A 26,144-nucleotide genomic window follows, 5' to 3' on the forward strand; every position below is an offset into this window, starting at 1 on the left:
TCGCGAGATCGTCAAGCGCCGCCGCCAGAAACGACCGGATTTTTAACGTTTTCGTCTGGGCGCTGGGCATTCTCGTCATCCTTTTTTATTCTCGGCCTGCTGTTCATGCTGCTGCGCAAGGGTTTGCCGAATCTGAGCTGGGACTTCCTGACCGGATTGCCGAGCGAGATCGAAGAAGGCGGCGGCATCGGCCCCGCGCTGTTCAACTCGTTTTATATTCTGTTCCTGTCGCTTGCGATCTCGATCCCGCTGGGCATGGCCGCGGGCATTTATCTGGCGGAATTCGCGCCGGACAACCGCTTTATCGCATTTATCCGCATTTGCGTCGAGGGGCTCTCTTCGGTGCCTTCGATCATCTTCGGCCTGTTCGGCATTTCGCTGTTCGTGGACATTTTCCACCTCGATCTGACCATACTCGGCGGAGCGGTCAGTCTTGCCTTCCTGAACCTGCCGATGCTGACGCGCGTGACCGAAGAGTCGCTGCGGTCGGTGCCTACGGAGCTTAAGAACGCCTCGTTCGCGCTCGGCTCCACGCATTTGCAGACGATTCGCACCGTGCTCATCCCGGTCGCCCTGAACGGCATCATCACCGGCATCTGCCTGACCGCCGGACGCGCCTTCGGCGAGAGCGCGGTCATCATATTGACGGCTGGCGTCACCACCTCCGGTGAGTTATGGGACTTCAACCTGCTGTCGCCGGGCGAGACGCTAGCCGTGCACCTGTGGTACGTCCAGTCCGAAGCGATCGTCCCCGACGCCGGCGACATCGCGCAGAAGGCGACGGCCGTTCTCATTATGATCGTACTCGCGATCAACCTCGTATTCCGCGTGCCGCTCTGGATGAAGGCGCGCAGGATGAAGGGCTAGCCCTTTTTCGGCTGGCTCGATCTAATCGGACTTATCGTATCGATCGTAGTCAAGGAGGAATTTATCGTGCAAGCAACGGCGCTCATCGAAATCAACAAGCTGGATTTGTTTTACGGCGCTTTTCAGGCGCTCAAGCAGGTCTCGCTGGAAATTCCGCAGCGGGCGATAACCGCGTTTATCGGTCCATCGGGCTGCGGCAAATCGACGCTGCTCCGCACGCTGAACCGGATGAACGACATGATTCCCGGCGCGCGGGTGGAAGGCAGCATCGAGATCGGCGGGACCGATATTTACGGCGGAGACGTACACGTGGAGACGCTGCGCAAAAAAGTCGGCATGGTGTTCCAGCAGCCGAACCCGTTTCCGAAGTCGATCTACGACAACGTGGCATACGGGCCGCGGCTGCACGGCATTACGAAGCGGCGCGAGCTTGACGAGATCGTCGAGAACAGCCTGCGCTCCGCGGCGCTCTGGAACGAGGTCAAGGACCACCTGAAGCGCTCCGCGCTCAGTCTCTCGGGCGGTCAGCAGCAGCGACTTTGCATCGCCCGCGCGCTTGCGGTCGGCCCCGACGTGCTGCTCATGGACGAAGCGACGTCGGCGCTCGATCCGATCTCCACGATCAAGATCGAGGAGCTCGCGCAGGAGCTTAAAGACCGCTACACGATCGTCATGGTCACGCACAACATGCATCAGGCGGCGCGCGTGTCCCATCAGACCGTCTTTTTCCTGAACGGAGAGGTCGTCGAGTACAGCGCGACGGAGAAGCTGTTTTCCGATCCGTCCGACCAACGGACCGAAGATTATATCAGCGGGCGCTTCGGCTGATTCAGGTTGCGGGGGGTTATGAACTCAAGGGGAGTGCTGCCTTGGGTTTTTTTATTATTTAGGAAGATAGGGAACCTTCGTACCCGGCGAGACGCGGACGACGCATTCGCGTTATTCGCGAAGCGTCTAGTAACAAAGGTCGCCGGTTCGGCTTTCGCCGCAGATCAATGGGCTCGTTTTTGGCGTTCATGCCATTATCCCCTTCGCTCAGGAGGCACTTCTCCTCGAATCGCTGTTTATCCGTCCGTTCGAAGGGGCTGGGATGAGAAGGGTTGCGCTCGGAAGGCGGTTTTAGTGCTATCCTGCATCAAAAGCGGAGGTTGGGCAGACGACTGCATTTATTGATAAGCGCATGCTCTGTCTCGGACCGGGGGTTTACATTGAACTTGTAATTGAAGAAGCAAAAAGGCGGACAAGCGTGCAACGAGACGAATGAGAGGGCGATTGCCTGAGCGAACGGGATAATGGCATGCATCGAAAAAAAAGCAACGTTCCGTCCCCGAGACAACCGGTTCGGCCCGCATTCCGTCGCTTGAATGCGGGCCGAGCTTTCGCGTATCAGTCCCCGGACAAGCCGGTTTCTTTGATCATGACGTCGTGCGCGCCGCCTTCGACGAGGCTGGTCGCGGACACGAGCGTGATGCGGGCCTCGCGTTGCAGCTCGGGGATGCTGATCGAGCCGCAATTGCACATGGTGGACTTGATTTTGCCGAGCGTCTTGTCCAGGTTCTCCTGCAAGCCGCCCGCGTAAGGCACGTACGAGTCGACGCCTTCCTCGAACAGCAGGTTTTCCTTGCCGCCGCTGTCGTACCGCTGCCAGTTGCGCGCGCGATTCGAGCCCTCGCCCCAAAATTCCTTCACGAAGTTGTTGCCGACCTTGAGCTTGCGCGTCGGGCTCTCGTCGAACCGGGCGAAGTAGCGGCCCATCATGACGAAGTCGGCGCCCATGGCGAGCGCGAGCGTGATGTGGTAATCGTGTACGATGCCGCCGTCGGAACATAGAGGCACGTAGATGCCGGTCTCCTCATAATAACGGTCTCGCTCCTCGGCGACCTCGATGAGCGCGGAAGCCTGTCCGCGGCCGATGCCTTTCTGCTCGCGGGTGATGCAGATGGAGCCGCCGCCGATCCCGACCTTGACGAAGTCGGCGCCGGCCGCCACGAGATACCTGAAGCCTTCGCGGTCGACGATATTGCCGGCGCCGACCGGGATGTCGAAGTTGGACTTGATATATTCGATCGTATCGCGCTGCCATTCGCTGTAGCCGTCGGAGGCGTCGATGACGAGGATGTCCGCGCCGGCCGCGACGAGGGCGGGCACGCGTTCTTTATAGTCGCGGGTGTTGATGCCGGCGCCGACGACGTAGCTTTTGTTGGCGTCGAGCAGTTGGAGGGGATATTCCTTATGCGCGTCGTAATCTTTGCGGAAAACGAGGTGCTCGAGCCGCTGCGTCTCGTCCACGATAGGCAGAACGTTGAGCTTGTGCTCCCAGATGAGGTCGTTCGCTTCCGGAAGCGAGATGCCCGACCGGCCGCAGACGAGCGAGGCGTAGGGCGTCATGAACGCGCGAATCGGCTTGTCGGCCGGGTCGCGGCTGTCGCGGTAGTCCCGGCTCGTGACGATGCCGAGCAGCTTGCCGCGCGGCGTGCCGTCGTCCGTGATCGCGACCGTCGAATGGCCTGTCGAAGCCTTGAGCGCCCTGACGTCGGCGAGCGTGTGATCCGGCGTAAGATTGGAGCGGCTCACGACGAAGCCGGCTTTGAACGCTTTGGCTTTGCCGACCATTCGGGCCTGCTCGGCGACGGACTGGGAGCCGAAAATGAACGAGATGCCGCCGCTGCGGGCGAGCGCGACCGCCATGACATCGTCGGAGACGGACTGCATGACGGCGGAGGAGAAGGGGATATTGAGCGCCAGGCGGGGCTGTTCGCCGCGGCCGTGCTTGACGATCGGCGTTCGCAGCGATACGCGTTCGGTTGTGCAATCGCGCCTCGTCAGATTCGGAATGAGCAAATATTCGCTGAAAGTGCGTGAAGGCTCCGTATAAAATTTGGCCACTTTCTATCGTCCTCCCATAGCTCTCGTTCGCTAAATTTTAACAATAGTAGCACGAGCGGGCGGGCTTGGCAACGGATGATTGCGAATTGCGCGGAATCTATCGGCAAACGGAGATCGTTATGCTAGGATATAGTGGAAAAAAAAGATTCTTATTCGATCGAGGTGCGAAAATGACAGCGTTTACCCCCGATGAACGTTTGCTCTGGCCGGACGGAGCTCCTTACGCCGAAGGCGACGGTCCGGAGGATCGGCCCGCTATATTTCCTTATTTGCTCGAGGGGACCGATCGTCCGGTCGTCATCGTAGCCCCTGGCGGCGGTTATGGCACGAGAGCCGCCCATGAAGGCGAGCCGATCGCGAAGTGGCTGAACGGACTTGGCATATCCGCGTTCGTGCTGCGCTATCGCGTCGCGCCTTACAAGCATCCGGCGCCGCTCGCCGACGCGCTGCGCGCGGTTCGCACGGTTCGGGCCCGCGCCGCCGAATTCGGCATCGACCCAGGCCGCATCGGCTTGCTCGGATTTTCGGCCGGCGGCCATCTGGTCGCGACGGCCGGCACGCAGTGGGAAGGTCCGAACCCCGAAGCGGCGGACGAGATCGACCGCGCATCGGACAGGCCGGACCTGATCGTGCTCTGCTATCCCGTCATTACGTTCAAAGATCCGCATACGCACGCGGGCAGCCGCCAGAATTTGCTCGGCGAGACGCCGGACGCGGCGCTCGTGGACGCGATGTCCGCGGAGCGTCGCGTGACGGCCGAGACGCCGCCGGCTTTCCTGTGGCATACGTCGGACGATGCTGCGGTGCCTGTCGAGAACAGCCTGCTGTTCGCGGCCGCGCTGCGGGAGAAAGGCGTGCCGTTCGACCTGCACGTATACAGCAAGGGCGTGCACGGCATCGGACTGGCGGAGGACCATCCGTACGCGTCCGGCTGGACGTCGGCTGCCGCGGCATGGCTGAAGACGCAAGGATTCTAGAGCGGCGATAGCGAAAGGCAAAGAAGGCTTGCACCGGACGAACGGTCCGGAGCAAGCCTTCTTCATGCGTCGCCGGCGTTGACGCTATAAGATCGGCGTTTGCTCCGGCGATACCTCGATCGGCTCGGGCACGACGCGCGTATCCGCGAGAAATGCCGTCAGTCGCTCGCTGAACAGCTGCGGCTCGTCGAACGGCACCGCGTGCCCGCTCTCTTCGAAGCGATGGAGCGTCGATGCCGGAACGAGACGGCGTATCTCCTCAGCCAGCGCGAACGGACAGATCTCGTCCTGAACCCCGTGAAAAATGGCGGTAGGGACGCCGATGAGCGGCAAGTCCTCCCGCAGATCTTCGGTGCGCAAAGACTCGAGCGCTTTGTAGGTGCCGACGGCGGAAGCTTCGAAAGCGAGCGACTGCAGCCAGGCAGCCATGCCGGCGCTCGGCTTGGATGCCGTCAGCATTTTGCCGAATTGGGCGGCGAGCGCCGGCCGGTCTGCGTACGCCTGCAGAATCATGTCTTCCACCTTTTCAGGCGGCGTCCCGTGCTTGAAGTCCTCGCGCTGCACGAACGAAGGCGCGGCGGCTCCGACGAGCAGCAGCCTCGAGATGCCGTGTCCCGCATGCCTCGCCATATAACGCACGGCGACCGCGCCGCCTAATGAGAAGCCGACGAGCGTCGCGCCCGATACGCCCAGGTGGTCGATCACCGCCTTCACGTCGTCTGCCAAGCTGCAATAATTGTAGCCGTCCCATGACGCGTCGGACTTGCCGAAGCCTCGAAGGTCGATCCCGATGCAGCGATAGCCCAGGCGCGGCAGTTCAAGGTATTGATACTCGAACATTTTGTGATTGAGCGGCCAGCCATGAAGAAAAATAATGGGCGTGCCCTCGCCGATATCCTCGACGTAGATTCGAATCCCTTTCTGAACTTCCACGTAATGAGACATCGAATTCCCTCCGATCGCATGATTGTCCTTCATTCTGAGCCCGGCGGACGCAAGCGCGTCCATGTCCCGTCAGCACTCCTTACCCCGAGAGAGGCGTTCTCACGCTTGGCGCGGATTTTCGCGAGAAGACCGGCTTATTGCGAGCATCGCCGCAGATGCCGCCTCGGGTCTTGTCCCGTTTGCATACGCTGTACGGAGTCTGCCGGCGCATGCCGGACAAAAGTACGGCTCGGAGGGGAGTGAACGGGATGTCTTGGACGATGAATTGCGCGGTCGCCGCTGCCGGCTCCGTGCTCACCTTTGCGTTCGGCATGTGGAGCGAGGCGCTGACGCTGCTGGTCGTCGCAATGGGCGTCGATTATTTGACGGGCGTATATGCAGCTGTCCGGATCGGTCCCGGCTTGAACAGCCGGACGGGCTTCACGGGACTGGCCAAAAAAGGGATTGATGCTCCTCGTGCTGCTCGTTTGCCATCGGATCGATCAATTGCTGGGCACGAACGCGGTCATGGGGGGCGCCACTTATTTTTACCTGGCCAACGAACTGATCTCCATTGTCGAAAACTGCGGGCGGCTCGGGCTGCCGCTGCCGGAACGGCTGAAGCAGGCCATCCAAGTCCTGAAAAGCAAAAGCAAGGACGATGATTTAAAATCTTGAAAATGGAAAAAATTATTAAAGGATCGTTCATTAAATTGTCAAATGTGAAAAAAAGTTGACGCTTTCACGTCGTCAACAGTTGAGTTAAAGCGCCCCTTTTAGGTAATATAAGAGGTAGACATTCCGAGGAAGCAGGGGGGAGCAACGATGTTTAAATGGATCATGCCGGCTTTGCTAATCGTGGCCTGTCTTTTTTGCTGTGTACCTCTTGGCTAACGATCTGCCGGCGAAGCCTGAGAGCGAGGAAGCAGGTTTGGCCGAAGGCCAGGAGCTGCTGAAGATCACCGCGACATCGGCAGGGTACAAGTTCGATCAAGCGGAGTATCGCGTCAAGGCGGGCACCAACTACAAGATCAAATTTTCGAACAAGCTGGGCGTACACGGCGCTGCAATCCAGGCCGCGAATCTCGACCTCACCCAGGAAAATCCAGAGGCGGATTATACGTTCCCGGAGAGCGACAAGGGCAAGACGATCGAGATTCATTGTTCGATCATGTGCGGACAAGGCCACTCGACCATGAAGTCCACGATCGTCGTCGAATAACGATCCTTGCGCAAAGGAGAAAGGAGCCGTTGCCGGCTCCTTTTTTTACGAATCGGATGCTTGTAGGTTTCGCCAATTCGGCCGTTCGTTCGGTCCGCGCCCGTCAGGCGCTTCTTCGCCGGTACAGCTTGGCGATCAGATAATCGCAGACCGCCCCGATGACGGCGTAGCTGAGCACGGTGAGCGCGTACATGCCGATCACGCTGACCTTGTGAATGTCGCCGAACAGCTCCACGAACCAGATCGGCACGCTGAACATGAACAAAAAGGCGTTGTGGGGATCGTATCCCGTCGCATTGAACAAACATAGCGCAAGTCCGATCGCCGTGAACACGATCGTATAAGTGAGCCGCATGACCTGCCTCCTTCCGCGGCGTCCAGCGAGAATGCGTATAGTATGCGCGTCGCGACGGACGGACATGCGGGATAGACGCGCGGATACATGCGCACAATCCTGAAAGGGGACAACCGTATGCTGACTCATATCGTGCTTTTTAAATTGAAGGATCGCAGCCCTGAGAGCGTCGCCCTTACGGCGGGCGTGCTGCGCAACATGGAAGGTAAAATCGAACAGCTGCTGTCGATCGAGGTCGGCACGGACGTCGTTCATTCCGAGCGCTCCTACGATATCTCGCTCGTGACGAAGTTCGCCTCGCTGGAGGAGATGCAGGCCTACCAGGTGCACCCTGAGCACAAGAAGGTCATCGAGCATATGTCCGTCGCGCGCGAAGCGCAGGCCGTCGTCGACTACGAGAGCTAAAGGGAGCGAAAGCGCGTGAACACGACGACCGACTCCGGCGCCGGCGATTTGTACGAAATGATGACTTATTTGCTGGTGATCATCATCAGCGCGGTAATCATGATCTACTGGCTGCGCCGCAAAGGGCGCAGCAAGCGCGGCAAGAAGGATTGAGGGTGATGGCATGTATTATGTAAACAGGGAAGCGATCGCGAGCCGGCTGCGCTGCGTGCCGGATCTGGGCGAAGCCGCATCCGCAATCGCGGCCGACTGGAAGGGCGATCTGCTCCAGGGACTGGCGCAGGAACGCTGCCTGCATCTGGCGCTCGAGATCGTGACCGACATCGGCAGCTTCCTTATCGACGGATTTATGATGCGCGACGCGGGCAGCTACGAGGACATCATCGGCGTCATCGGCGGCGAGGGCGTCATCGACGAGCGCTTGACCGAGCGCCTGCGTGCGCTCGTAGCGCTTCGCAGGCCGCTCGTGCAGGATTACGACCTGTGGCAGCGTCAGCGGCTGAATCCATTGACCGGCGAGCTTAAGACGCTGCTGGATTCGTTCTCCGAATCCGTCAAGCTGTACTTGCGGCGCGAGCTCGACCCGTGGGAGCAGCCGCGCTGACGAGGATTGGCAATTTACGCTGCCCGCTTATTCCTATACAATAGGAGCATAAGCGGGCGGCTTTTTTTCTTTTGGCGCCGACCGTACGTGGGAGGAGAGGCCTATGCTGCCGCACGACGAAGGAAGGACAACACGCCAGCAGCTGCTCCAGACGCTCCGGACGGGAGGCGGCGGCAGCATCGCGTCGCTCTCGCAGGCGCTGTCGATCACGGAGATGGGCGTCCGCCGCCACATTCAGGCACTGGAGCGCGAGGGACTCGTCGAAGCCGAGACGTTGAAGCAGGCGATGGGCAGGCCCGTTTCCATCTACCGATTGACGCCGCGCGCTGACGATTTGTTTCCAAAGAAATATCCGCAGCTTGCCCTCGATCTGCTCGGCGAGCTTGACGACGATCCTGCGGGCGAGGCGATCATCGGACGCATGTTCGCGGGCCGCCGCGACAAGCTGATCGCAAGGCACAAATCGGCGATGGCCGGCGCGACGCTCGAAGAGCGGGTGGCCGAGCTGGCCGCGATCCAGCAGGCTGGCGGCTACATGTCCCACTGGGAGCGGGACGGCGCAGGGGAGCATTACACGCTGTACGAGTACAATTGCCCGATCGCCCAGGTCGCTGGCAAGTATCGCGAGGCGTGCCGCTGCGAGCAGCAGCTGTTCGAGGCGCTGCTGGGCGCCGAGGTGAATCGGACCGAATGCATCGCGGACGGCGGCGCGAAATGCGCCTATGCGATCCGGCTTCCGGCTGCGGAAAAAGCGGCGATGTCTTAAGACATGTTTTTAAAGCGACAGTCGAAGCCGGCGGGGGGCGACAGCCTCGGGCCGGCTTTTTGCCGCGCGGCGGCTTAAGCGGGCAGGCGCAGGCGAAAAAATGAGGCTTGTCCGATGTGTCAGGACGGGCCGCAAGTTCTTATAATGTGTTAGGCGCATGGGCGGATGCCCGGCTTCGAATACGGAGGTTCGATCCGGAAGGAGGAGAGACGATGGCTTGGACGATCGCGGGATACGCAGCTGCGGTTATGTTTGCTGCCGTAGCGGTCGCGGCGCTGCTCGCGGGGGTGTCGGCGGCGCGCGCGCTGAACGCCTGCAGGGAAGCCGCCAAGACGCTCGAAGCCGAAGGCGCCGATTCGCTGCGGCAGATGCGCCGGCTCGCTTCAGGCGCCGCGGAGGCTGCGGAGCTATGTCGCGGCGCGGCGAGATCCGCCGCAAGGCTGGCGGAAGGCGGCAGAGCGTTCGGCGAGGCCGCCGCCAGATCGGCCGAATCGGCGGCGGAGATCCTGGATGCCTGGCGCGGGCGGTTCGTCCGCTGGACGCAAAGCGTCTTCGATCCGTCCGAAGCGCAGGACGACGAATCGTTCGCCGAAGTCTCTCCTTCCGGAGACGAAGGCAGGGCCGACCGACGCCGCTAGCGCGTATCCGAAGCAAGGAACGAAGGAATTAAACCACATCGGAGGGATACAAGATGGCAGAACGCAAGGTTGTTAAATCATTCCTGTTCGGCGCCGTATCGGGCGCGGCGCTTGGCGCGGCGGCAGCGCTGCTCTTCGCGCCGAAGCCGGGCAAAGCGCTTCGCAAGGATCTCGCGGACACCGCTCAGCTCGTCGGCGCGAAGACGGCCGATATCGGCAAGGCGGCAGGCGGCGCCGCGCAGACGATCGCGAAGAAGTCTGCCGATTGGGCCGAAGGCGTGCGCGCCAAGTTCTCCAAAAAAAGCGCGGAGGAGAGCGTCTCCGCATCCGAAGAATCGGCGGCGATCTAATCCCGCAGCCGCTTCCTCGCTTCACTTCCGCGCCGTCCGGAGCGTCCGGGCGGCGCCGCTTCATGCCTTGAACCGCACCTGAATATGCGCTAATATGTAGGTACCTTTTGCGCGAAAATCTCATAATTTATCTAGATTCGTCATCTCCTGAGCAGAAAGCGGTGTTCTCGTGCAACAAGCGATCGCAGTCCTGGACTCCGGCGTGGGCGGACTGACAGTCGTCAAAGAAGTGATGCGTCAGCTTCCCCCGAGAGAAGATTTTATATTTCGGCGATACGGCGCGCACGCCTTACGGGTCCCGCTCAGCCGAGCAAGTGGTCGAATTTACCCGGGAGATTGTCGACTATCTCGTCCAATTCAATCCGAAAATGATCGTCATCGCCTGCAATACGGCAACGGCCGTGGCGCTCGAGGATATCACGGGCCGCGTCTCCGTCCCCGTGGTCGGCGTCATCGGTCCCGGCGCGCGCGCCGCGCTCGGACGCACGCGTACGGGCGTCATCGGCGTCATCGGCACGGAGGGCACGATTCGCAGCGGCGCCTACGAGGCGGCGCTGCGTACGCTGTCGGGCGGCAGCGTACAAGTCGTGAGCCGGGCTTGCCCGGGCTTCGTGCCGCTCGTCGAGGACGGCAATTTCCGCTCGGCGCGCACGCAGGAGATCGTGGCGTCCTCGCTCGAATCGTTGAAGGGCACGCAGCTGGACAGCCTGATTCTGGGCTGCACCCACTATCCGTTCCTCGCCGACGCGATCTCGGAGGCGATGGGGCCGGACGTCGCGCTCATCAGCTCGGCCGACGAGACCGCCAGAGAGATACGTTCGATCCTGGAGCGCTCCGGCCAGCTTGCGGAGGCGGACGGCGCGCCGCTTCACCAATTTTTTTGCAGCGGCGACCCGGCGAAGTTCAGGGAGATCGCCCAGACCTGGCTCGGCGAGCAGATCCGGCTGACGCCTGTCGTCTGGCAGGTGCCGCATATCGGCGCATAAGCATGTTAATCACCGAAGCCTTTCGGCCGTCCCGCGGACGCCGGAAGGCTTCGTTTTTGTTTTCCGGCGTCATAACCGCGTTCGCCAAGGCATACAAAAATATACCGCGTCGGCGCATGGGGCATCGCGCCGCACGCTGCGAAGCGAACGCTGGAGGGATCGATCATGCGCATGGAAGAATACGTGGCAACGCACGGCGATACGTACGGGTCGATCGCTCGCTCGGCTCAAATCGGGGTCCGCGAGCTCGCCTGCGCGAATCCGCAGCGGCCCGCGGACGAGCCGATCCGCGCAGGCGAGCTGCTGTACGTGCCCGTTATGCCTGCGCGAAAGCGCATATACGTGGTGCAGCCCGGAGACGCGCTGGCCGCGATCGCCGAATGGTTCGGCTGCACGGCGAGCAGACTGAGAGCGCTGAATCCGCATTTGTCCCTAGAAGCCGCCGAACCGGCGCCAGGAACGCGAATCGCGCTCCCTGCGGCGGCAGCCGGACGTATCGTTTTACCCTCGTCCGCCTACGGTCCGGACAGGGTGGCTGCCGATTTGAAGCGACTGGCGCGCGCGTTTCCGTTTATAAAAACGGCTGCGATCGGCAGCAGCGTCATGGGCAAGCCGATCCTCGCAGCCGGCATCGGAGACGGCCCGTTCCGCTGGCACGTGAACGCGGCCATGCACGCCAACGAATGGATCACGTCGCTGATCGCGATGCGCTTTCTGGAGGATTACGGCCGGGCTTGCCGCCGCAAGACGCAGATCGGAGGATTCGACGCCGCCGACCTATACAAGCGGACGACGCTGTGGGTCGTCCCGATGGTCAACCCCGACGGCGTCGAACTCGTGCAGGAGGGACTGCGGCCGGAACATCCGCTCTCCGCCCGGATCGGCCGGTGGAACCGCGGCTCCGCTTCTTTTCGCAACTGGAAGGCCAATGCCAGAGGGGTCGATCTGAACGACCAGTTTCCCGCGGGCTGGGAGGAAGAGCGCCGCCGGCGCGCCGTGTACGGTCCGGCCCCGCGCGATTATGGCGGCGAAGCGCCGCTTTCCGAGCCTGAGGCGGCTGCGCTGGCCGCATTCACCGAAGCGCACAGCTTCGACGCCGTCATCGCGCTCCATACGCAAGGCGAGGAGATCTACTGGAATTATGGCGGGCTCGAGCCGCCGGAGTCGAAGGCATGGGCGCATCGCCTGGGACTCGCCTCCGGCTATCGGCCCTTAGAACTGACAGGCAGCGACGCGGGCTACAAGGATTGGTTTATCGCGAAGTATCGCAGGCCCGGCTTTACCGTCGAGGCGGGCTGCGGGCGCAATCCGCTGCCCCTGTCCGATTTCGAAGAGATGTACGACGACTGCCTTCGGCTGCTTACGGAAGCGCTGGACTTAAGCCCCGGGTGAATATACAATAGTACATGATCTCCCCGGCGAAGCATCGCAGGGAGAGATGCCGACGATTGGAGTGAACACGATCATGCAATGCAAGATTACGCGCAATGCGGCCAAGATCCTGAAGCTCGAGCTGGACAAGCCGGAGAACGAAGGCTTGTATCTTCGCGTCCTGATTACGCACAGCCACGGCGATCACGCCCACTACGGTCTGGACATGACCAAGCCGACGGAGGACGACGAGATCGTTTCTACAGATAAAGGTATCGACGTTCTGCTGACCAAGGGCGCCGAACTGCTCGACGGCGTCAAGATCGACTATCTCTACTTTCCGCAGGAAGGCTTCGTGATTACGAATCCGAGCAAGGGGAACCATGGCGATCATTGATCGGGCAGCGCCCCCCCGAGGTCCGCGTCATTCCTGCGGCGGATCCCCTTGCGGGACCGAGCCCCAACGACATCCGCATCTGCGACAAGTGCAAGCACACGCGGGTGAAGACGCTCACGAGCAAGCTGCAGAAGCTGGACCCGGCCGCCGAGATCCGCGTCGGCTGCAAGTCGTATTGCGGCCCTTGCGCCAAGCGGGCGTTCGTTTTCATCAACGGCCGTTACATCGCGGCGCCGACCGAAGACGAGGCGCTCGAGAAGGTCAAGCCGTTTATCAAAGCCCGCAAATAAGTCAAAAAGAGCGCCCGGCCATCGAACCAAGCCGGAGCGCTCTTTTTTTGATCGTTCATTGCGGCAAATCCATCGTTCATTGTTCTTTTTTTCAGCTCGGGCAGCAGATCGTGCTCGACGACGACGTCCGAGACCCGAAGCTCCCGATCTGCCGCTTCCTTGCCTGCGTCGCATGCGGATACGTCCGCAGCCGATCCGTCCGCGAGCGAGTAGCAGGAGCCGCCTGTCGTCCCCCCGTTCGAAGGCATGTAGTATACCTTGCCGTCCGTGAATCCTCCGGTCCGGAAGACGACGGGCTTTTCCGCGGCGGACAGCATGCTGATGCCCATCATTTTATTTTCTCCCATCGGGATGCCGAGCATCTGCAGAATGGTCGGGGCCGTGTCGATCTGTCCGACCGCCTTTTCGCTGACCCCCGCGTTCGCATCGCCAGGAAAGTGGATGAAGAAGGGCACTTTGCGGATGATCGCGTCCATCTCCTCGTCGGACAGCGACTTTCCGATCAACTGTTCGTACGGCTTTTTGTCGTAGAGCGAGTTGTCGTGATCCCCGTACAGCATCAGCACCGTGTCGTCCCACAACCCTTCGTCCTTCAACCGGTCCATGAGTTCTCCGATGGCCGCGTCCACGTAGTGCGCCGCTTGTAGATAGTCGCCGAACGTCGTTCCGTCGAAGTCCCCGACTTCGAATTCGGTCTTGTAATCGGGCAGATTAAACGGATGATGGCCGGAAATCGTAATCGCGAAAGCGTAGAAAGGCGATGCGCCGCGCTCCTTGATTTGATCGACCGTCTGCTGCAGGAACGACTTGTCGCCGATCGACCAGCCCAGCGGCTCGTCTTCGTCGAAGTCCTTGATGCTGTAAAACTTGCCGTAGTCCATATTGTGGTACATATTGTTGCGATTCCAGAAGCTGCCGTCGTAGGCGTGGTGAACCGTCGTATCGTAGCCTTGGGCGTTCAGGATCTCGGGCAGGCAGTTGAAGTCGTGGTCCGCGAACCGGATGAACACGGAGCCCGTCGGCATCGGATGCAGCGAGCAACTGGTCAGGAAATCGGCGTCCGAGGTGCGGCCCTGGCCGGTCTGGTGGTAGAAGTTGGGGAAATAAAGACTTTTGCCGATCAGCGCGTTCAAATTTGGCGTAATCTCTTGCCCGCCTAAGGATTGACCGATGACGAACGATTGGAACGCCTCGGCTTGGATCATGAGGATGTTTTTACCTTTTGCCGCGCCGAACATCGGCTCCGATTCGGCCTGCTCCTGGAGCGGTTTGCGGGCGTCAAACCAATCCTTCGCTTCTTGAACCTGCGCTTCGCTGACGCCGCCGCTGAACCAGTGCTCCTTGGCGTACCGGTAGGTATCGTACCCGTGAAACCCGAGCAGGCCAGTCACGTTGTAAATGGGAATGTTCCACCAGTTTCCGACGAAAAGTCCGCTCGCCCAGCCGTTTTTTTGTTGATTGACGGGGCCGACGATCATGGAAATTCCCATCGCGAGCAGGAGGGCTGCCAGCGCGGTATTCAGCATCAGGCGGGAGCGGGAGCTGCTGCGTACTTGTACGCCGCCGTTGCGGCGGGCAATTCGCGCGGGTCGCCAGTACCAGCATGCCCATGCCGCGTACGCGAGCGCTACCGGGATGTCGCACAGCAGCACCAGGTCTCCCCGATGGATCAGGCTCCAGATGCTGTCCTCCAGCGAGCTGACCTGATTGGCCTGGAGAAGCACGGGAATGGAAATAAAATCTTTAAAGTATCTGAAGTAGACGAGATCGGCGAACAAAAGCACGGAGATAATCAAATCGAGGACGGCAAGCGATACGGCGCGAGCCCGCCGCCCGAGCCAGACCACCCAGAAGGTCGCGATGACCATGGCGCCGTAGTTGACCTTCCATTTCCACTCGTTCATGCCTCCGACATTCAGCTGGTGATCGAGCCAATTCAGCTTGTATACGATCGATAGAACGACAAGCATGGCGCCCCAGTACGGCCAGGAGGCAAGACCGCGCGCCGCCAGTTTGGCGCCTTTAGCGACCGTCGTTCGAAGTTGGATATTCATGAAATGATAATTCCTCGCTTTCCGGCAGGACCGAGAATTCGGTTGCAGTTTGCCGCGACAAAGGCGGCGTTTATATTGGCGTTTTACATACAGAAAACAGTATAACGCTTTGACATGTTTTTTTTCACGCGCGAAGGGTGCCGTTTTTTTGCAGGAAAGCCGCGCAACGTTTATAATTTTGTTCGCTTAGCCATGATCGTGAATCGGCGTGCGGGGAGGAACTGAAGGTGACGGAAGGCAAGGAGCAAGGCGGGGCGCTAAGTCCCGAAGCTTACTTTGAAGGATTGTTCGGCGAAGACGAAGATTTGGCCCGCGTCAGCGAGTCGATTCGGGAGCGGGGAATGCCCGACATATCGGTGGCCCCCGGATACGGCAGACTGCTGACGATGCTGGTCGCCGCGGCGCGGTGCAAGGCCGTGCTGGAGATCGGCGCGCTGGCCGGATATAGCGGCATCTGCTTGGCACGCGGATTGATGGCAGCCGGGCGGCTCACTTCGCTTGAACTGAATCCGGAATACGCGGCGCTGGCGACGGCCAATATCGCGAGGGCCGGCTACGGTAACCTGGCGGAAATGATCGTGGGCGACGCGCTGGCTTCTTTGGACAAGCTGCAGGCGTCGGGAAGGCGCTTCGACTTTTTTTTCATCGACGCGGACAAGGAGAATTATCCGAATTACCTGGAGCGCGCGATCGGTCTTGCGGCGCCGGGCGCGGTGATCGCCGCCGACAATACGCTACTCAGAGGCCGCACGTTAAACGATGCCAAGCAAGGGCCGGCGGTGCAGGCGGTGCGGGACTTCAATCGCCGATTGGCGACCGATCCGCGCCTGCTCGGCACGCATTTGCCGTCGTATGACGGACTTGCGCTGTTTATGGTCCGCTAGCCGCTGCGGACGATCTATTGACAAGCGCGCTTCGCGCCCAGACCGAGGTGCCTAGAAGCGCGGCGGCGGAGACGAGGAAGAGGCCTTCGATGCCGATGTATCCCGACAAGGCGCCTCCGATGACGGGGCCGGCCATATTGCCTAGCGCAACGGCGCTGCTGTTGAAGCCGAACGCCATGCTTACTTTGTCGTCGGGCGTATGCCGGCGGATGAGCGCATTGACCGTCGGGATGAGCCCGCCGACAAAGCAGCCCAGCAAAAACCGGCAAACGAGCAATTGCCCCACGTTTGCGACGAAGGCTTGTGGAATAAAGAGCAGACCCGCTCCAAGCAGCGAGTAGACCAGCACGCGCGTAGCTCCTTTTCGATCGCTCAGCTTACCGAGCAGAGGCGCGCTGATCATGTTGGAGAAGCCCGTGACCGACCCGACGAAGCCGGCCCAGAAGGCCAGATTTTCAGTCGTGCCGTGCAGGTGCTGCACGTAAATCGGGATGAGCGCCATCGGACTGAGCAAGGCGAACTGGATCAGGAACGTAACGGAAAAGAGCGCGGGAAGCTCCCGGATCGCGGTCAACCGCTTCAGCCCCGAAGCCAGACTGGCTTGCGGCGCGACGCGGGCGGCGGCCCGGTCGAAGCGCTCGCGCACAAGCAGCCAGGAGAGCGCGGAAGCGACGAACATGAGCGAACCGGTAATATAAAAAAATCGGACGGAAACCGAACGTATCCGCCATCAATCCGCCGATTAGCGGACCCAGGATCGTGCCGGCGGTACCGCCGGACTGCAGCGTTCCCATGGCGAAGCCGATTTTCTCTTTAGGCGTCGAGGCGGAGACGAGCGAGACGGCGGCAGGCGAGTAGCCGGAGATAATCCCGTTCGCCATCCGGAGCAGCAGCAGATGGAGCGGCGTCGCCGCGAACCCCATCAGTACCATGACGATCGACATGCCGAATCCCGAGCGCAGCAGCATCACCTTGCGTCCGTAGCGGTCCGACAGCTTGCCCCAAAGCGGCTGAAAGAAAAACGAAGTGACGAAATTCGCCGCGAAAATAAGACCTGCCCATACGCCGATTTCATGCTCGCCCACGACGCCGAGATCCTGTTGCAGGTAGAGAGACAGGAAGGGCGTGATCATCGTCATGCCGGCCATCACCAGAAAGTTGCCGAGCCACAGCACCGTCAAATTGATTTTCCAGCGTTCCAAACGCGCACCTCGCCTCTTCTTCACGGATTCAACGACGGTTTGTCAACGGATTGTCATAAGGACCCGAGGACGAAAGGTTGTGGCATTCGGTCAAAAAAGGGCATAATAAAACCGAATGATCGCTTCGTGATCGGGACCTATCTTATGACCTAAAGGGGATACTGAAATATGAATGACCGCTTCCTGCGCGCGTGCAGGCGCGAACCCGTCGACCGGGTGCCCGTCTGGTACATGCGACAAGCCGGACGATACGACCCCGATTACCGGAAAATCAAAGAGAAATACAGCTTGCTCGAAATTTGCAGGCAGCCGGAGCTCGCGGCGGAAGTGACGATGATGCCCGTTCGCAAGCTCGGCGTGGACGCCGCGATTTTATACTCCGATATTATGAACCCTGTCGCATCGATCGGCATCGACTTCGATATCGTCAAGGACATCGGGCCGGTCATCGACAATCCCGTGCGCACTGAGGCCGACGTCGACCGGTTGAAGCCGTTCGACGCAGAGCGGGACCTGGGCCATGTTCTGGAGACGATTCGCATTTTGAACCGGGAACTCGACGTCCCGCTGATTACGTTCGCCGGCGCGCCGTTTACGCTGGCCAGCTATATCGTCGAGGGCCGTCCCTCCAAGTCGTATATCAGAACCAAGGCGCTGATGTACGGCGAGCCTGCCGTTTGGCACAAGCTGATGGCCAAGCTGGCCGATATGGCAGCCTCATATTTGCGCGCGCACGCCGCCTCCGGAGCCCAAGCGGTGCAGCTGTTCGACAGCTGGGTAGGCGCCCTTGCGCCTCGCGATTTTGCGGAGTTCGTGCTGCCGCATGTCGAGAGCATTTTCGCGCAGACCGCGGATATTACGATCCCGAAGATCTATTTTCCGGGCGTGAGCTCCGGCGAGCTGCTTCCTTATATGAAAAGCCTGCAGGCCGACGTGATCGGCCTCGATTGGCGCGTATCGATCGCGGAAGGCCGTGAGCGCACGGGCGGTCGGTTCGCGGTTCAAGGCAATCTCGATCCGTACGTGCTAACCGCGCCGCAAGAAATCATCCATGACAGAGCGCGCGCGATTCTGGACGAAGGCATGCAAACGCCGGGCTTTATCTTTAATTTGGGTCACGGCTTGTTCCCCGAAGCCTCGCTTGAGAAGTTGAAGGAACTGACCGCGTACGTCCACGATTATACCCGCCAGAAGCTGGCATCGGAGGTATCCCTATGAGCGTTTCCGGGCAGGCGCCGGTCGGCGTCCTCGTCATGTCTTACGGCACGCCTGAAAGTTTGGAGGGCGTCGAGGCTTATTATACGCATATCAGACGGGGGGCATCCGCCGACCGAGGCCCAGCTTGAGGACTTGACGTCCAGGTATCGCGCGATCGTCGGCGGCGTATTTCCGCTTCGGGAAAACACGAACCGGCAGGTAGAGGCGCTTCAACGCCGGCTGGACGAACTTGCGGGGCAAGGACGCTACGTATGCTATCAAGGATTGAAGCACGCGTCTCCATTTATCGAGGACGGTATCGAAGCGATGGCCCGCGACGGCATCGAGCGAGCCGTTGGCATCGTCCTGACGCCGCAATACTCGTCGATGAGCGTCGGCGGTTACTTGAAAAGAGCGCAAGAAACGGCTGACAAGCACAATATCGTTTTCGCCGGCGTGGAGAAGTATCACCTTCATCCGGTCCTTATCGAAGCGTTGGCCGAGCGGGTCCAAGCCGGATTGGACAAGGCCGGCATATCCGCAGACGACGGTTTGGTATTGTTCAGCGCGCATAGCTTGCCGGCCCGCATCTTGGAGATGAACGATCCGTATCAGGAACAGCTGCTCGAAACGTCGAAGGCCGTCGCGGAAGCCGCCGGCATCTCGCGTTGGCAGTTTACCTGGCAGAGCGCCGGACAGACCGGCCAGCCTTGGCTGGGACCGGACATTTTGGAGACGCTGAACGGGCTCGCCGAGGAAAACGTCAAATTCGTGCTCGTAACGCCGGTCGGGTTCGTATCCGATCATCTGGAAGTTTTGTACGATATCGATATCGAGGCGAAACGCCATGCTTCGGAGCTTGGTATTTCCTTGGCGCGCATCCAGATGCTCAATGACGATCCCAAATATATGCAGGCACTCGCGGACTCGGTGATCGGCGCGGCAGTCCGATTCGACGAAACCGAAGGCGCCGCGGGCGCAACCCAGGCATGAGCGGGGAAGGTTCGCTGCGAATCGCGGTCGTCGGCGGCGGACTGACCGGATTAAGCGCCGCGTTTTACGCATGCCGCTTGGCCGATGAAGCGGGGATTCGCGCGAGCGTCACCGTCTTCGAATCCGCTGACCGGCTTGGCGGTAAAGTCAACACGCTTCGGCGCGACGGTTTCGTAATCGAGCGGGGCGCGGATTCGTTTTTGGGACGTAAGCTTCCGATGCTTCAACTGGCCAAAGACCTCGGTCTGCTGGGGGGAACTCGTCGGTACGAATCCGGTTGCCGTTAAAACGTATCTCGCGCACGGCGGCAGACTTCTTCCGATGCCCAAAGGGCTTAATCTGGGCATTCCGAACGATCTTGGCGCTTTTGCGCAAAATTCGCTTATATCGCCGCACGGCAAGTTGCGGGCGCTCGACGAGCTGCGTCTACCGCCTAAACTTACGGACGAAGACGAGTCCGTCGGCCATTTTCTCGAACGCCGGCTCGGGAAAGAGATGGTCGAGGCGATCGCCGAACCGCTTTTGGCAGGCATACATGCCGGGGATTTGTATAAACTTGGCCTTAGGGCCACATTTCCTCAATTTGCCGAAATGGAGCGCAAGTACGGAAGCGTCATTCGAGGCATGATCGATGCGAAGCGCAAGGCCCCCGCCGCCGGGAAAAGGCTGCGGCCGCAAGATCCGAGGCGGTCGGCGGCTATCCGATCCCGCCAACGGCATTTCTGACGTTCCGAAACGGATTAAGCACGTTGATCGCGTCTCTCCAAGCCAGACTTGAGGCGTATGACTGCGATGTTCGGCTCGGCTTGGGCGTCCGCTCGTTAGAACGTCGCTTGAGCGATGACGCGCTTGATGCCGTGTGGAGCTCCGCGAATCAAAACCTGATTTATACGCTTCAATTAGAAGACGGATCCTCCTTCGATGCCGATCGCGTACTGATCGCCTTGCCGGCGTTCGCTGCGTCGGAGCTTCTGCGTCCGCATGTCGACGTTGCCGCTTTGGCGCGGCTCGATTATGTATCCGTGGCGAACGTCGTACTCGGCTTCGACGCCAAGTCATTCGGGCATAAGCTGGATGGTTCCGGATTTTTGGTTCCCCGCTCGGAAGGGCGAACGATCACGGCTAGCACGTGGACATCCGCCAAGTGGCGGCATACCGCTCCGGAAGGAAAGCGGCTGATTCGCTGCTACATAGGCCGCGCGGGCGACGAATCCGGCGTCGAACTTTCCGACGATCGTCTCGCCGAAGCCGTTCGCTACGATTTGAGGGAGCTGATGGGATTGACCGCCGTTCCCGAATTCATAGAAATCACCAGGCTCCGCCACTCGATGCCGCAATATCCGGTCGGCCATACTGCCGCGATCGCAGCGCTTCGGGCGCAGCTCGCATCGTCGTTGCCCGGCGTCTACGCAACCGGGGCTCCGTTCGATGCGGTGGGCCTGCCCGATTGCGTTGAAATGGGTCGCGCCGCCGCGCGTCAAATGCTCGGGCTATAGCGATGCAAGTCGCCGCCGCTCCGCCGTCCACAGGCGAAGCGGCGTTATTTATTCCAAAAATTCCCTCCCTTCCAGTGAAGAGCTTCGTTTTTTCTCCAGCATGCCATTATCCCCACCACTCAGGAAATAAAGAACCAGAAGCAAGCAAAATAAGAGAACGTAGCAGTAGCAGTAGCAGTAGCAATAGCAATAGCAGTAGCAATAGCAATAGAAATAGCAATAGCAATAGCAATAGCAATAGAAATAGCAATAGCAATAGCAATAGCAATAGCAAAGCCAGAACCAGAACCAGAACCAGAACCAGAACCAGAACCAGAACCAGAACCAGAACCAGAACCAGAACCAGAACCAGAACCAGAACCAGAACCAGAACCAGAACCAGAACCAGAACCAGAACCAGAACCAACTAAGGGCTTACGCACCCCATCGGGACAAATGCGAGCCTTTCCAACGAGATTTGCTTCCGAAGCACAGCCATGGCACCTGAAGCGTCCGCTTGAATGCAGTAAGCTGTGGATAGGTAAGGACAGGCGAGCTCGCGCACCAACTTACGGTCTCCAAAAAAGACCGTGCCGCCGCGAGACTTGCAATTGAGACGATATGTAAATTCGTTCAAGTATCGTTGTAAATGCTTGGCGCCGATGCCGTTAAAGGTTAGGTTCAGCCAAGCGTTCATTTGTTTAACGACCAAGACGAGCGCGGGGTGATTTTTGCGATAACGGCATAGTTCAAGCGTGGACGAACAGTCGCTATGTTCCTCATGAAAGGCTTGGACGCCTTCCGGTGTAATAAATCGTTTATTTTCATAAATATGATCGGGATCCGGTTGTTTGATCTTGATCATGGCAGGCTCGGCTGCCTCATTAAATGAAGCGCCGATCAGCAATGGCTGCAGCGCGTCGTCGAAGGTCGGGTCGCCATAATAGCAACGATCGATCCTAACATCGCCGGTCAATCGTACGGAGGCGTCGGCTTCGGACATGGCGCTTCGGATCTTATGCGCCATTAGCCAGGCGGTTTTGTAGGTGACCTGAATCAATTCGCAGAGTCTCAAAGCGCTAATGCCGTGATCTCCGGATAACAAATAGATCGCGTAAAACCATCTCGTCAAAGGCGTGCGGCTCCCCTCCATGACCGTGCCTACGATCAGCGATGTCTGCATTCGGCATGAAGCGCATTCGTATAAAGGTAGACGACGCGTCGTAGTTTCGTAATACCGAGCATCGCCGCAACCCGGACAACGAAATCCAGCTGGCCAGCGCGCATTGAACAAGGCAGAAATGCAGGCTTGCTCCGTGCCGAAAGCGCTAAGAAACGCGTCATTTGTCATAGGGGTTTCCTCCAAGGCTTCCTTTACAAGTACTAAGGAACAATCATATTATACCAAACATACGTTCGTTTATCAAATGAAAATTCCATTTTCCTGTTAAATGGAGTTTGTTCTGAGCGACGGGGATAATGGTATGAAAACAAAAAATGAGGTATATCACCTCGGCGCTGCTTGTAGACGATTTTATCCCCCCGACCGTATGAATACGCGCTTATGTTCGCGGCCTTCGCGTCCTATAATGTGACTACGGTCCGCTTGCATCCTGCTATAATGACTCCAGGAAGTTAGACGAACAATCGCCCGCATCGTACGGGATTGAGGAAGGCTGGGGCCGATGAGTCTGGGCAAACGCGTATTTACCGCCTTTTTTTTCTTTATTATCATGCCGCTCGTCGTGCTCGGGACGATTTCTTATTTGGCCTTCCAGCATATTACGGAGCAAAAGTATTCGGATCAGATGGAACTGTCGATGAACGCCATCGGTCGCAATTTGAACAACATGATCAAGGAAGCCAATTATTTCTCGGATTTCTGGGTGACGACGGAGGACAGCGTAGAGAGCGTGGAGCAGGCGTTGGGCGCGGGCGCGCAGAGTACCGGCGGCAAACAAGATCAATCCAAAGATACCGAGAGCGGAGACTACGAGGAGCTGCTCGAGAAACAGAAGCTGACCGGCAGGGTTCTTCTTACTTACCCTGGGATTAAGTCGGTCACGCTGTATCATATCGACGGCAAAGTCGTGAACCTCAGGTTCGTCGTCGACGAACCGATCCCGCGGGACGTACTCGAGCGCAACCCCATCTACCCTGAAGTGCTCAAAAAAAAACGGCGCGCCGGTGTGGATCGGTCCGAACGAGGATGCGAGTCTGACGGGCGCCAACAACCTGTTCACGCAGATTCGCGTCCTGCTCGACATCGATACGCTCCAGCCGAAAGGCGTGCTCGTCATGCGCTTCGGAATGAACGAATTGGCGCGGACGTTTAATTTTTACAATACCGAAGGGGATGGCGACCGACGCTACCTGATCGTAGGACGGGGCGGCGTCGTCGTATACGACAGCGCGGGCAAGACGGAAGGCCGGTCGTTCGCCGAGACCGATCCGGAGGGCAAGCTGGACATGTCGCGGAATTTCCAGACACGAAAGATGAAGTTCGACGGCCAGAAAAGTCTCGTGTCCGTTCACAACCTGGGCGACATCAAGCGTCTCGGAACGGGGGGACTGGACGCTGGTGACCGTAACGGACTGGGGGTATTTGTCGGGAGATCTCGCTTCGATGCTCCGTTATGTCGTCATGATCACGATCGGCTGTCTGGCCTGCGCGCTTGTGTTCAACCTGATGTTCGTCCGCCGGACGATCAGCTTTATCGTTAGCGTCGTCGGGGCGATGCGGAAGGTCGAGCGTGGGGATCTGACGACGCGGGTGCCCGTGACGGGCAACGACGAGACGGTTATCCTTGCCAAAGGCTTCAACAGTCTAGTCGAACGGGTATCGGAGCTGCTCAACGACGTAACGATGGAACAGCGTCGCAAGCGGAAGGCGGAGATGATGCTCCTGCAGGCGCAGATCAAGCCGCACTTCTTGTTTAACGCGCTGGAGTCGATCAACATACTGGCCGTACAGAACGAGGGACGGAAAGTAAGCAAAATGGTGCAGCGGCTCGGCAACATTTTTCGCATCAGCATTACGCAGAAGGAAGAAATCGCGATCGAGCAGGAGCTGGAGCATCTGCGCAGCTATTTGGAAATTCAAAAATTCCGCTTCGAAGAGCTGTTCGAATATTCGATCGAAGTCCCGCCCGAGCTGATGTCGCATTCGATTCTGAAGCTTACGCTCCAGCCGCTCGTAGAGAACAGCATTCAGCATGGATTCGAGGGCATCGATTATTTAGGCAAAATTCGCGTATCGGCGGCTTTTGAAGATGAGAAAATCGTATTTTACGTCGAGGACAACGGCATCGGCATTTCCGATGAGCGGCTTGCCTTGTTCGCCTCCAGCGGCGTGACGACGCTAGAGCAGCTGTACGGGGAATCGCCTGAGACGGGCGAGCGGCGCGGAATGGGCGTAGGCAATGTCGCTGATCGGCTGCGGATTCAATACGGCCCGAACTATGGACTGATGCTGTGCAGCGGACCGGGACAGGGGACGATCATCAAATGCGTCATACCATGCGAGTCGGGAGGCGGCGAACGTGAGATTAAAGGCGCTGTTGGTGGATGACGAGATCAACATTTTAAAAAATCTGCAGGCCGTCATTCCTTGGGAGGAGTTTGACGTCGAGATCGCGGGCACGGCCAAAAACGGCGAAGCGGCGCTGGCGATCGCGCGCGCGCATTCGCCGGAGTTGATCCTGTGCGACATCCGGATGCCCGTCATGGACGGCATTCAGTTTCTGGAGGCGCTGCGGGAGATGGGCTCGGACGCCGAGGTGATCATGATGACGGGCTATCAGGACTTCAGTTATGTCCGCTCCGTCATACGGTACGAGGTCAAGGATTACATTTTGAAACCGCTGGACTACGACGAGCTGGGACAAACGATCGGCAGGCTCGCGGAAGGCATTCGGGAGCGCAAGACCGAGCAGCAAAACATTCAGCGCGAATGGCGCCAAGTGTTTCACCTTGCTTACGAAAAGGTGCTCTATGACGTGCTGCTCGAGGTGGGAGGCAGCTCGACAAAGCCTTTTCTGAAGCAGCACGAGCTGTCCGGGGATTTGTCGTTCGCGATGCTGCTCGCAGACGTGGCGGACTATTCGCAGAAGGAACGGAATTGGGACGATAAAGAGCGAAAACTATGGAATTTCGCGGTCCATAATGTCCTTCAGGATTATCTGTCATCGCTAAAAATTCCATATACCGCTTTGCAGGTTCGAAACGGGGAATGGTGCGTGCTGATCGAGCGCATGCCGGCGCATGCGTTCGACAGGGCGGAGTGCGAGGAATGGGCCCGCCAGTTGAGAGAAGCCGTGGAGCGGTATATCAAGATCCAAATACGCGTAGCGCTCCATCCGGCGCCCGTATCGCTTGAAAAGCTGGCGCGGGCTTACAAGAATCTGCAGCGTTCGCTCAGCCTGAGCGGGGGACGGGACGATGCGGTTATCGTGCCCGAGCGGACGAAGGAACAATCGGAGCATTCCCAGCGACTGTGGGACCGGATCGAGGAAATGGTCACGGGCCTGAAGCGCTGCGACCGCCGGAAGACAGAGGGCGCGCTGCGGGAATTGAACGAGAGCTTCCGGCAACTGCCGGACGGTTCGTATGAGCGCGTACAACCGATCCTTCACTATCTCTGCCTTCATCTGCTGCGGGAGATGCGTTCGATGGACGTCATACAGGGGGAGGACGAAACGGATTGTTGGAAGCAGCTCGACCGCAACCCGGGCATCCGCGAGACGCTGACCGTCATTAACCGGCTTGTGGACCGTTCGATCGACAATGTGATGAAAAAGAAGACGAGCGACGTTCTGATGCTGTCGGCGCGCGATTATATCGAACGCAACCTGTCCTCCGACCTTAGCATCGATGCGATGGCCGATTATTTGGGAATCAGCGGCAGCTACTTCAGTCTTCTGTTCAAGCAGCACTTCGGCGAGACGTTCGTCGAATACGTCACCAAGCAGCGGATGGAGATGGCCAAGTCGATGCTTGCCATCAGCGATAAGAGCATCACGGCGATCGGCCAGATGGTCGGTTACGCCGAGCGAAGGTATTTTACGCGGGTGTTCAGCAAGTTTACCGGGCAACTGCCCTCGGAATACAGGGAGCAAACGCAAGACAGGACGGGCGCGCACGGCCGATCATGATGGCGTTATTTTTTTCTGACCGGTAGCTATTTTTAATGCTGCCGCCTATCAGACTTCGCGCTGAGGGGCGGTATCTTTATGTCGGCCGGCGAATCCCGGGCTTTGCATTTCGCCTGGGCGTTCGAGTCTATGGTATAATAACGGGCAT

General features: G+C 59.1%; 28 protein-coding genes and 4 pseudogenes. 25 read left to right on the forward strand and 7 right to left on the reverse strand.

Annotated elements, in window-relative coordinates; translation table 11 throughout:
• Positions 1 to 105 precede the first annotated feature (105 nt).
• Together pstA and pstB are read left to right on the forward strand one after the other, a co-directional pair.
• Positions 106 to 867 (forward strand): phosphate ABC transporter permease PstA, encoded by a 762-nt coding sequence (pstA, locus tag OMP40_RS23435; RefSeq protein WP_420872035.1) that lies wholly within the window; start codon positions 106 to 108, stop codon positions 865 to 867.
• 63 nt (positions 868 to 930) lie between these two features.
• Positions 931 to 1,695, forward strand: coding sequence for a phosphate ABC transporter ATP-binding protein PstB (gene pstB, locus OMP40_RS23440; RefSeq protein WP_277537982.1), 765 nt, complete (start codon positions 931 to 933; stop codon positions 1,693 to 1,695).
• Positions 1,696 to 2,253: 558 nt separating this feature from the next.
• Here the strand turns inward: pstB and OMP40_RS23445 are convergent.
• The gene (locus tag OMP40_RS23445; protein ID WP_277535071.1) at positions 2,254 to 3,753 is read right to left on the reverse strand and encodes an IMP dehydrogenase; all 1,500 of its coding nucleotides are present in this window, start codon (positions 3,751 to 3,753) and stop codon (positions 2,254 to 2,256) included.
• Between the two features lie 170 nt (positions 3,754 to 3,923).
• Between OMP40_RS23445 and OMP40_RS23450 the strand changes: the two genes are divergently transcribed.
• On the forward strand, positions 3,924 to 4,730 hold the full coding sequence (locus OMP40_RS23450; protein WP_277535073.1) for an alpha/beta hydrolase: 807 nt from the start codon (positions 3,924 to 3,926) through the stop codon (positions 4,728 to 4,730).
• 84 nt (positions 4,731 to 4,814) lie between these two features.
• Here the strand turns inward: OMP40_RS23450 and OMP40_RS23455 are convergent, their stop codons facing one another.
• On the reverse strand, positions 4,815 to 5,738 hold the full coding sequence (locus OMP40_RS23455) for an alpha/beta fold hydrolase (RefSeq protein WP_277535075.1): 924 nt from the start codon (positions 5,736 to 5,738) through the stop codon (positions 4,815 to 4,817).
• A gap of 185 nt (positions 5,739 to 5,923) precedes the next feature.
• On the opposite strand from OMP40_RS23455, the pseudogene OMP40_RS42190 reads away from it, so the two are divergent.
• Both OMP40_RS42190 and OMP40_RS23465 read left to right on the forward strand, forming a co-directional pair.
• Positions 5,924 to 6,332, forward strand: a pseudogene (locus OMP40_RS42190) (phage holin family protein).
• A 253-nt stretch (positions 6,333 to 6,585) separates the two neighbouring features.
• Positions 6,586 to 6,876, forward strand: coding sequence for a cupredoxin domain-containing protein (locus OMP40_RS23465; protein ID WP_277535077.1), 291 nt, complete (start codon positions 6,586 to 6,588; stop codon positions 6,874 to 6,876).
• 103 nt (positions 6,877 to 6,979) lie between these two features.
• On the opposite strand, the gene OMP40_RS23470 is transcribed toward OMP40_RS23465, so the two are convergent.
• Positions 6,980 to 7,231, reverse strand: coding sequence for a hypothetical protein (locus tag OMP40_RS23470; protein WP_277535079.1), 252 nt, complete (start codon positions 7,229 to 7,231; stop codon positions 6,980 to 6,982).
• 117 nt (positions 7,232 to 7,348) lie between these two features.
• Here OMP40_RS23470 and OMP40_RS23475 point away from each other — a divergent pair, with 117 nt between their 5' ends.
• From OMP40_RS23475 to OMP40_RS23520, 10 genes and pseudogenes are all read left to right on the forward strand, one after another.
• Positions 7,349 to 7,636, forward strand: a complete 288-nt coding sequence (locus tag OMP40_RS23475; protein WP_277535080.1) for a Dabb family protein — start codon at positions 7,349 to 7,351, stop codon at positions 7,634 to 7,636.
• A 15-nt stretch (positions 7,637 to 7,651) separates the two neighbouring features.
• Positions 7,652 to 7,789 (forward strand): hypothetical protein, encoded by a 138-nt coding sequence (locus OMP40_RS23480; protein WP_277535082.1) that lies wholly within the window; start codon positions 7,652 to 7,654, stop codon positions 7,787 to 7,789.
• A gap of 10 nt (positions 7,790 to 7,799) precedes the next feature.
• Entirely contained in the window at positions 7,800 to 8,240 is a 441-nt protein-coding gene (locus OMP40_RS23485) for a DUF86 domain-containing protein (RefSeq protein WP_277535083.1), read from the forward strand.
• Positions 8,241 to 8,343: 103 nt separating this feature from the next.
• Positions 8,344 to 9,006, forward strand: coding sequence for a helix-turn-helix transcriptional regulator (locus OMP40_RS23490; protein WP_277535085.1), 663 nt, complete (start codon positions 8,344 to 8,346; stop codon positions 9,004 to 9,006).
• 212 nt (positions 9,007 to 9,218) lie between these two features.
• Entirely contained in the window at positions 9,219 to 9,644 is a 426-nt protein-coding gene (locus tag OMP40_RS23495) for a hypothetical protein (protein WP_277535087.1), read from the forward strand.
• Between the two features lie 53 nt (positions 9,645 to 9,697).
• On the forward strand, positions 9,698 to 9,994 hold the full coding sequence (locus OMP40_RS23500) for a YtxH domain-containing protein (RefSeq protein ID WP_277535089.1): 297 nt from the start codon (positions 9,698 to 9,700) through the stop codon (positions 9,992 to 9,994).
• Between the two features lie 169 nt (positions 9,995 to 10,163).
• Positions 10,164 to 10,980: pseudogene (gene racE, locus OMP40_RS23505) on the forward strand (glutamate racemase).
• Positions 10,981 to 11,145: 165 nt separating this feature from the next.
• The gene (locus OMP40_RS23510) at positions 11,146 to 12,372 is read left to right on the forward strand and encodes a M14 family metallopeptidase (RefSeq protein ID WP_277535091.1); all 1,227 of its coding nucleotides are present in this window, start codon (positions 11,146 to 11,148) and stop codon (positions 12,370 to 12,372) included.
• Positions 12,373 to 12,445: 73 nt separating this feature from the next.
• Positions 12,446 to 12,748 (forward strand): iron-sulfur cluster assembly accessory protein, encoded by a 303-nt coding sequence (locus tag OMP40_RS23515; RefSeq protein ID WP_277537984.1) that lies wholly within the window; start codon positions 12,446 to 12,448, stop codon positions 12,746 to 12,748.
• Between the two features lie 29 nt (positions 12,749 to 12,777).
• Positions 12,778 to 13,038, forward strand: coding sequence for a YuzB family protein (locus tag OMP40_RS23520; RefSeq protein ID WP_277537986.1), 261 nt, complete (start codon positions 12,778 to 12,780; stop codon positions 13,036 to 13,038).
• On the opposite strand, the gene OMP40_RS23525 is transcribed toward OMP40_RS23520, so the two are convergent.
• On the reverse strand, positions 12,969 to 15,092 hold the full coding sequence (locus OMP40_RS23525) for an LTA synthase family protein (protein WP_277535092.1): 2,124 nt from the start codon (positions 15,090 to 15,092) through the stop codon (positions 12,969 to 12,971). The two genes, OMP40_RS23520 and OMP40_RS23525, sit on opposite strands and share 70 nt — an antisense overlap.
• A 221-nt stretch (positions 15,093 to 15,313) precedes the next feature.
• Here OMP40_RS23525 and OMP40_RS23530 point away from each other — a divergent pair, with 221 nt between their 5' ends.
• A complete protein-coding gene (locus OMP40_RS23530; protein ID WP_277537987.1) occupies positions 15,314 to 15,976 on the forward strand; it encodes an O-methyltransferase in 663 nt (220 codons plus the stop codon).
• On the opposite strand, the pseudogene OMP40_RS23535 reads toward OMP40_RS23530, so the two are convergent.
• Positions 15,963 to 17,178, reverse strand: a pseudogene (locus tag OMP40_RS23535) (MFS transporter). The gene OMP40_RS23530 and the pseudogene OMP40_RS23535 overlap by 14 nt on opposite strands.
• A gap of 168 nt (positions 17,179 to 17,346) precedes the next feature.
• On the opposite strand from OMP40_RS23535, the gene hemE reads away from it, so the two are divergent.
• The 5 genes and pseudogenes from hemE (at position 17,347) to hemG (ending at position 20,864) form a co-directional block, all read left to right on the forward strand.
• On the forward strand, positions 17,347 to 18,396 hold the full coding sequence (gene hemE, locus OMP40_RS23540) for a uroporphyrinogen decarboxylase (RefSeq protein ID WP_277535094.1): 1,050 nt from the start codon (positions 17,347 to 17,349) through the stop codon (positions 18,394 to 18,396).
• Positions 18,393 to 19,368 (forward strand): annotated as a pseudogene (gene hemH / locus OMP40_RS23545) (ferrochelatase). Before hemE ends, hemH begins: the two are co-directional and overlap by 4 nt.
• Positions 19,365 to 19,655: an FAD-dependent oxidoreductase gene (locus tag OMP40_RS23550; protein ID WP_277535096.1), complete on the forward strand. Its 291-nt coding sequence runs from the start codon at positions 19,365 to 19,367 to the stop codon at positions 19,653 to 19,655. Before hemH ends, OMP40_RS23550 begins: the two are co-directional and overlap by 4 nt.
• Before the next feature lie 34 nt (positions 19,656 to 19,689).
• Complete coding sequence (locus OMP40_RS23555) at positions 19,690 to 20,094, forward strand: hypothetical protein (RefSeq protein ID WP_277535097.1); 405 nt, start codon at positions 19,690 to 19,692, stop codon at positions 20,092 to 20,094.
• Positions 20,095 to 20,117: 23 nt separating this feature from the next.
• Entirely contained in the window at positions 20,118 to 20,864 is a 747-nt protein-coding gene (hemG, locus tag OMP40_RS23560; RefSeq protein ID WP_277535098.1) for a protoporphyrinogen oxidase, read from the forward strand.
• 119 nt (positions 20,865 to 20,983) lie between these two features.
• On the opposite strand, the gene OMP40_RS23565 is transcribed toward hemG, so the two are convergent.
• A complete protein-coding gene (locus OMP40_RS23565; RefSeq protein WP_277535101.1) occupies positions 20,984 to 21,286 on the reverse strand; it encodes a hypothetical protein in 303 nt (100 codons plus the stop codon).
• Positions 21,271 to 22,194, reverse strand: coding sequence for a transposase (locus OMP40_RS23570; protein ID WP_277535102.1), 924 nt, complete (start codon positions 22,192 to 22,194; stop codon positions 21,271 to 21,273). The genes OMP40_RS23565 and OMP40_RS23570 overlap by 16 nt, the downstream gene beginning before the upstream one ends.
• A 334-nt stretch (positions 22,195 to 22,528) precedes the next feature.
• Here OMP40_RS23570 and OMP40_RS23575 point away from each other — a divergent pair, with 334 nt between their 5' ends.
• The 4 genes from OMP40_RS23575 to OMP40_RS23590 are packed head-to-tail and all read left to right on the forward strand — an operon-like array spanning position 22,529 to position 25,996.
• Positions 22,529 to 23,179 (forward strand): hypothetical protein, encoded by a 651-nt coding sequence (locus OMP40_RS23575; RefSeq protein WP_277535104.1) that lies wholly within the window; start codon positions 22,529 to 22,531, stop codon positions 23,177 to 23,179.
• Positions 23,142 to 23,567: a hypothetical protein gene (locus tag OMP40_RS23580; protein ID WP_277535105.1), complete on the forward strand. Its 426-nt coding sequence runs from the start codon at positions 23,142 to 23,144 to the stop codon at positions 23,565 to 23,567. Before OMP40_RS23575 ends, OMP40_RS23580 begins: the two co-directional genes overlap by 38 nt.
• Positions 23,470 to 24,414 carry a sensor histidine kinase gene (locus OMP40_RS23585; protein WP_277535106.1) on the forward strand — a complete coding sequence of 315 codons (945 nt, stop codon included), beginning with the start codon at positions 23,470 to 23,472 and terminating at the stop codon, positions 24,412 to 24,414. The genes OMP40_RS23580 and OMP40_RS23585 overlap by 98 nt, the downstream gene beginning before the upstream one ends.
• Entirely contained in the window at positions 24,386 to 25,996 is a 1,611-nt protein-coding gene (locus tag OMP40_RS23590; protein WP_277535107.1) for a response regulator, read from the forward strand. The genes OMP40_RS23585 and OMP40_RS23590 overlap by 29 nt, the downstream gene beginning before the upstream one ends.
• The last annotated feature ends 148 nt before the right edge of the window (positions 25,997 to 26,144 follow it).

Source organism: Cohnella rhizosphaerae (assembly GCF_029525575.1).
Lineage (GTDB): Bacteria > Bacillota > Bacilli > Paenibacillales > Paenibacillaceae > Cohnella > Cohnella rhizosphaerae.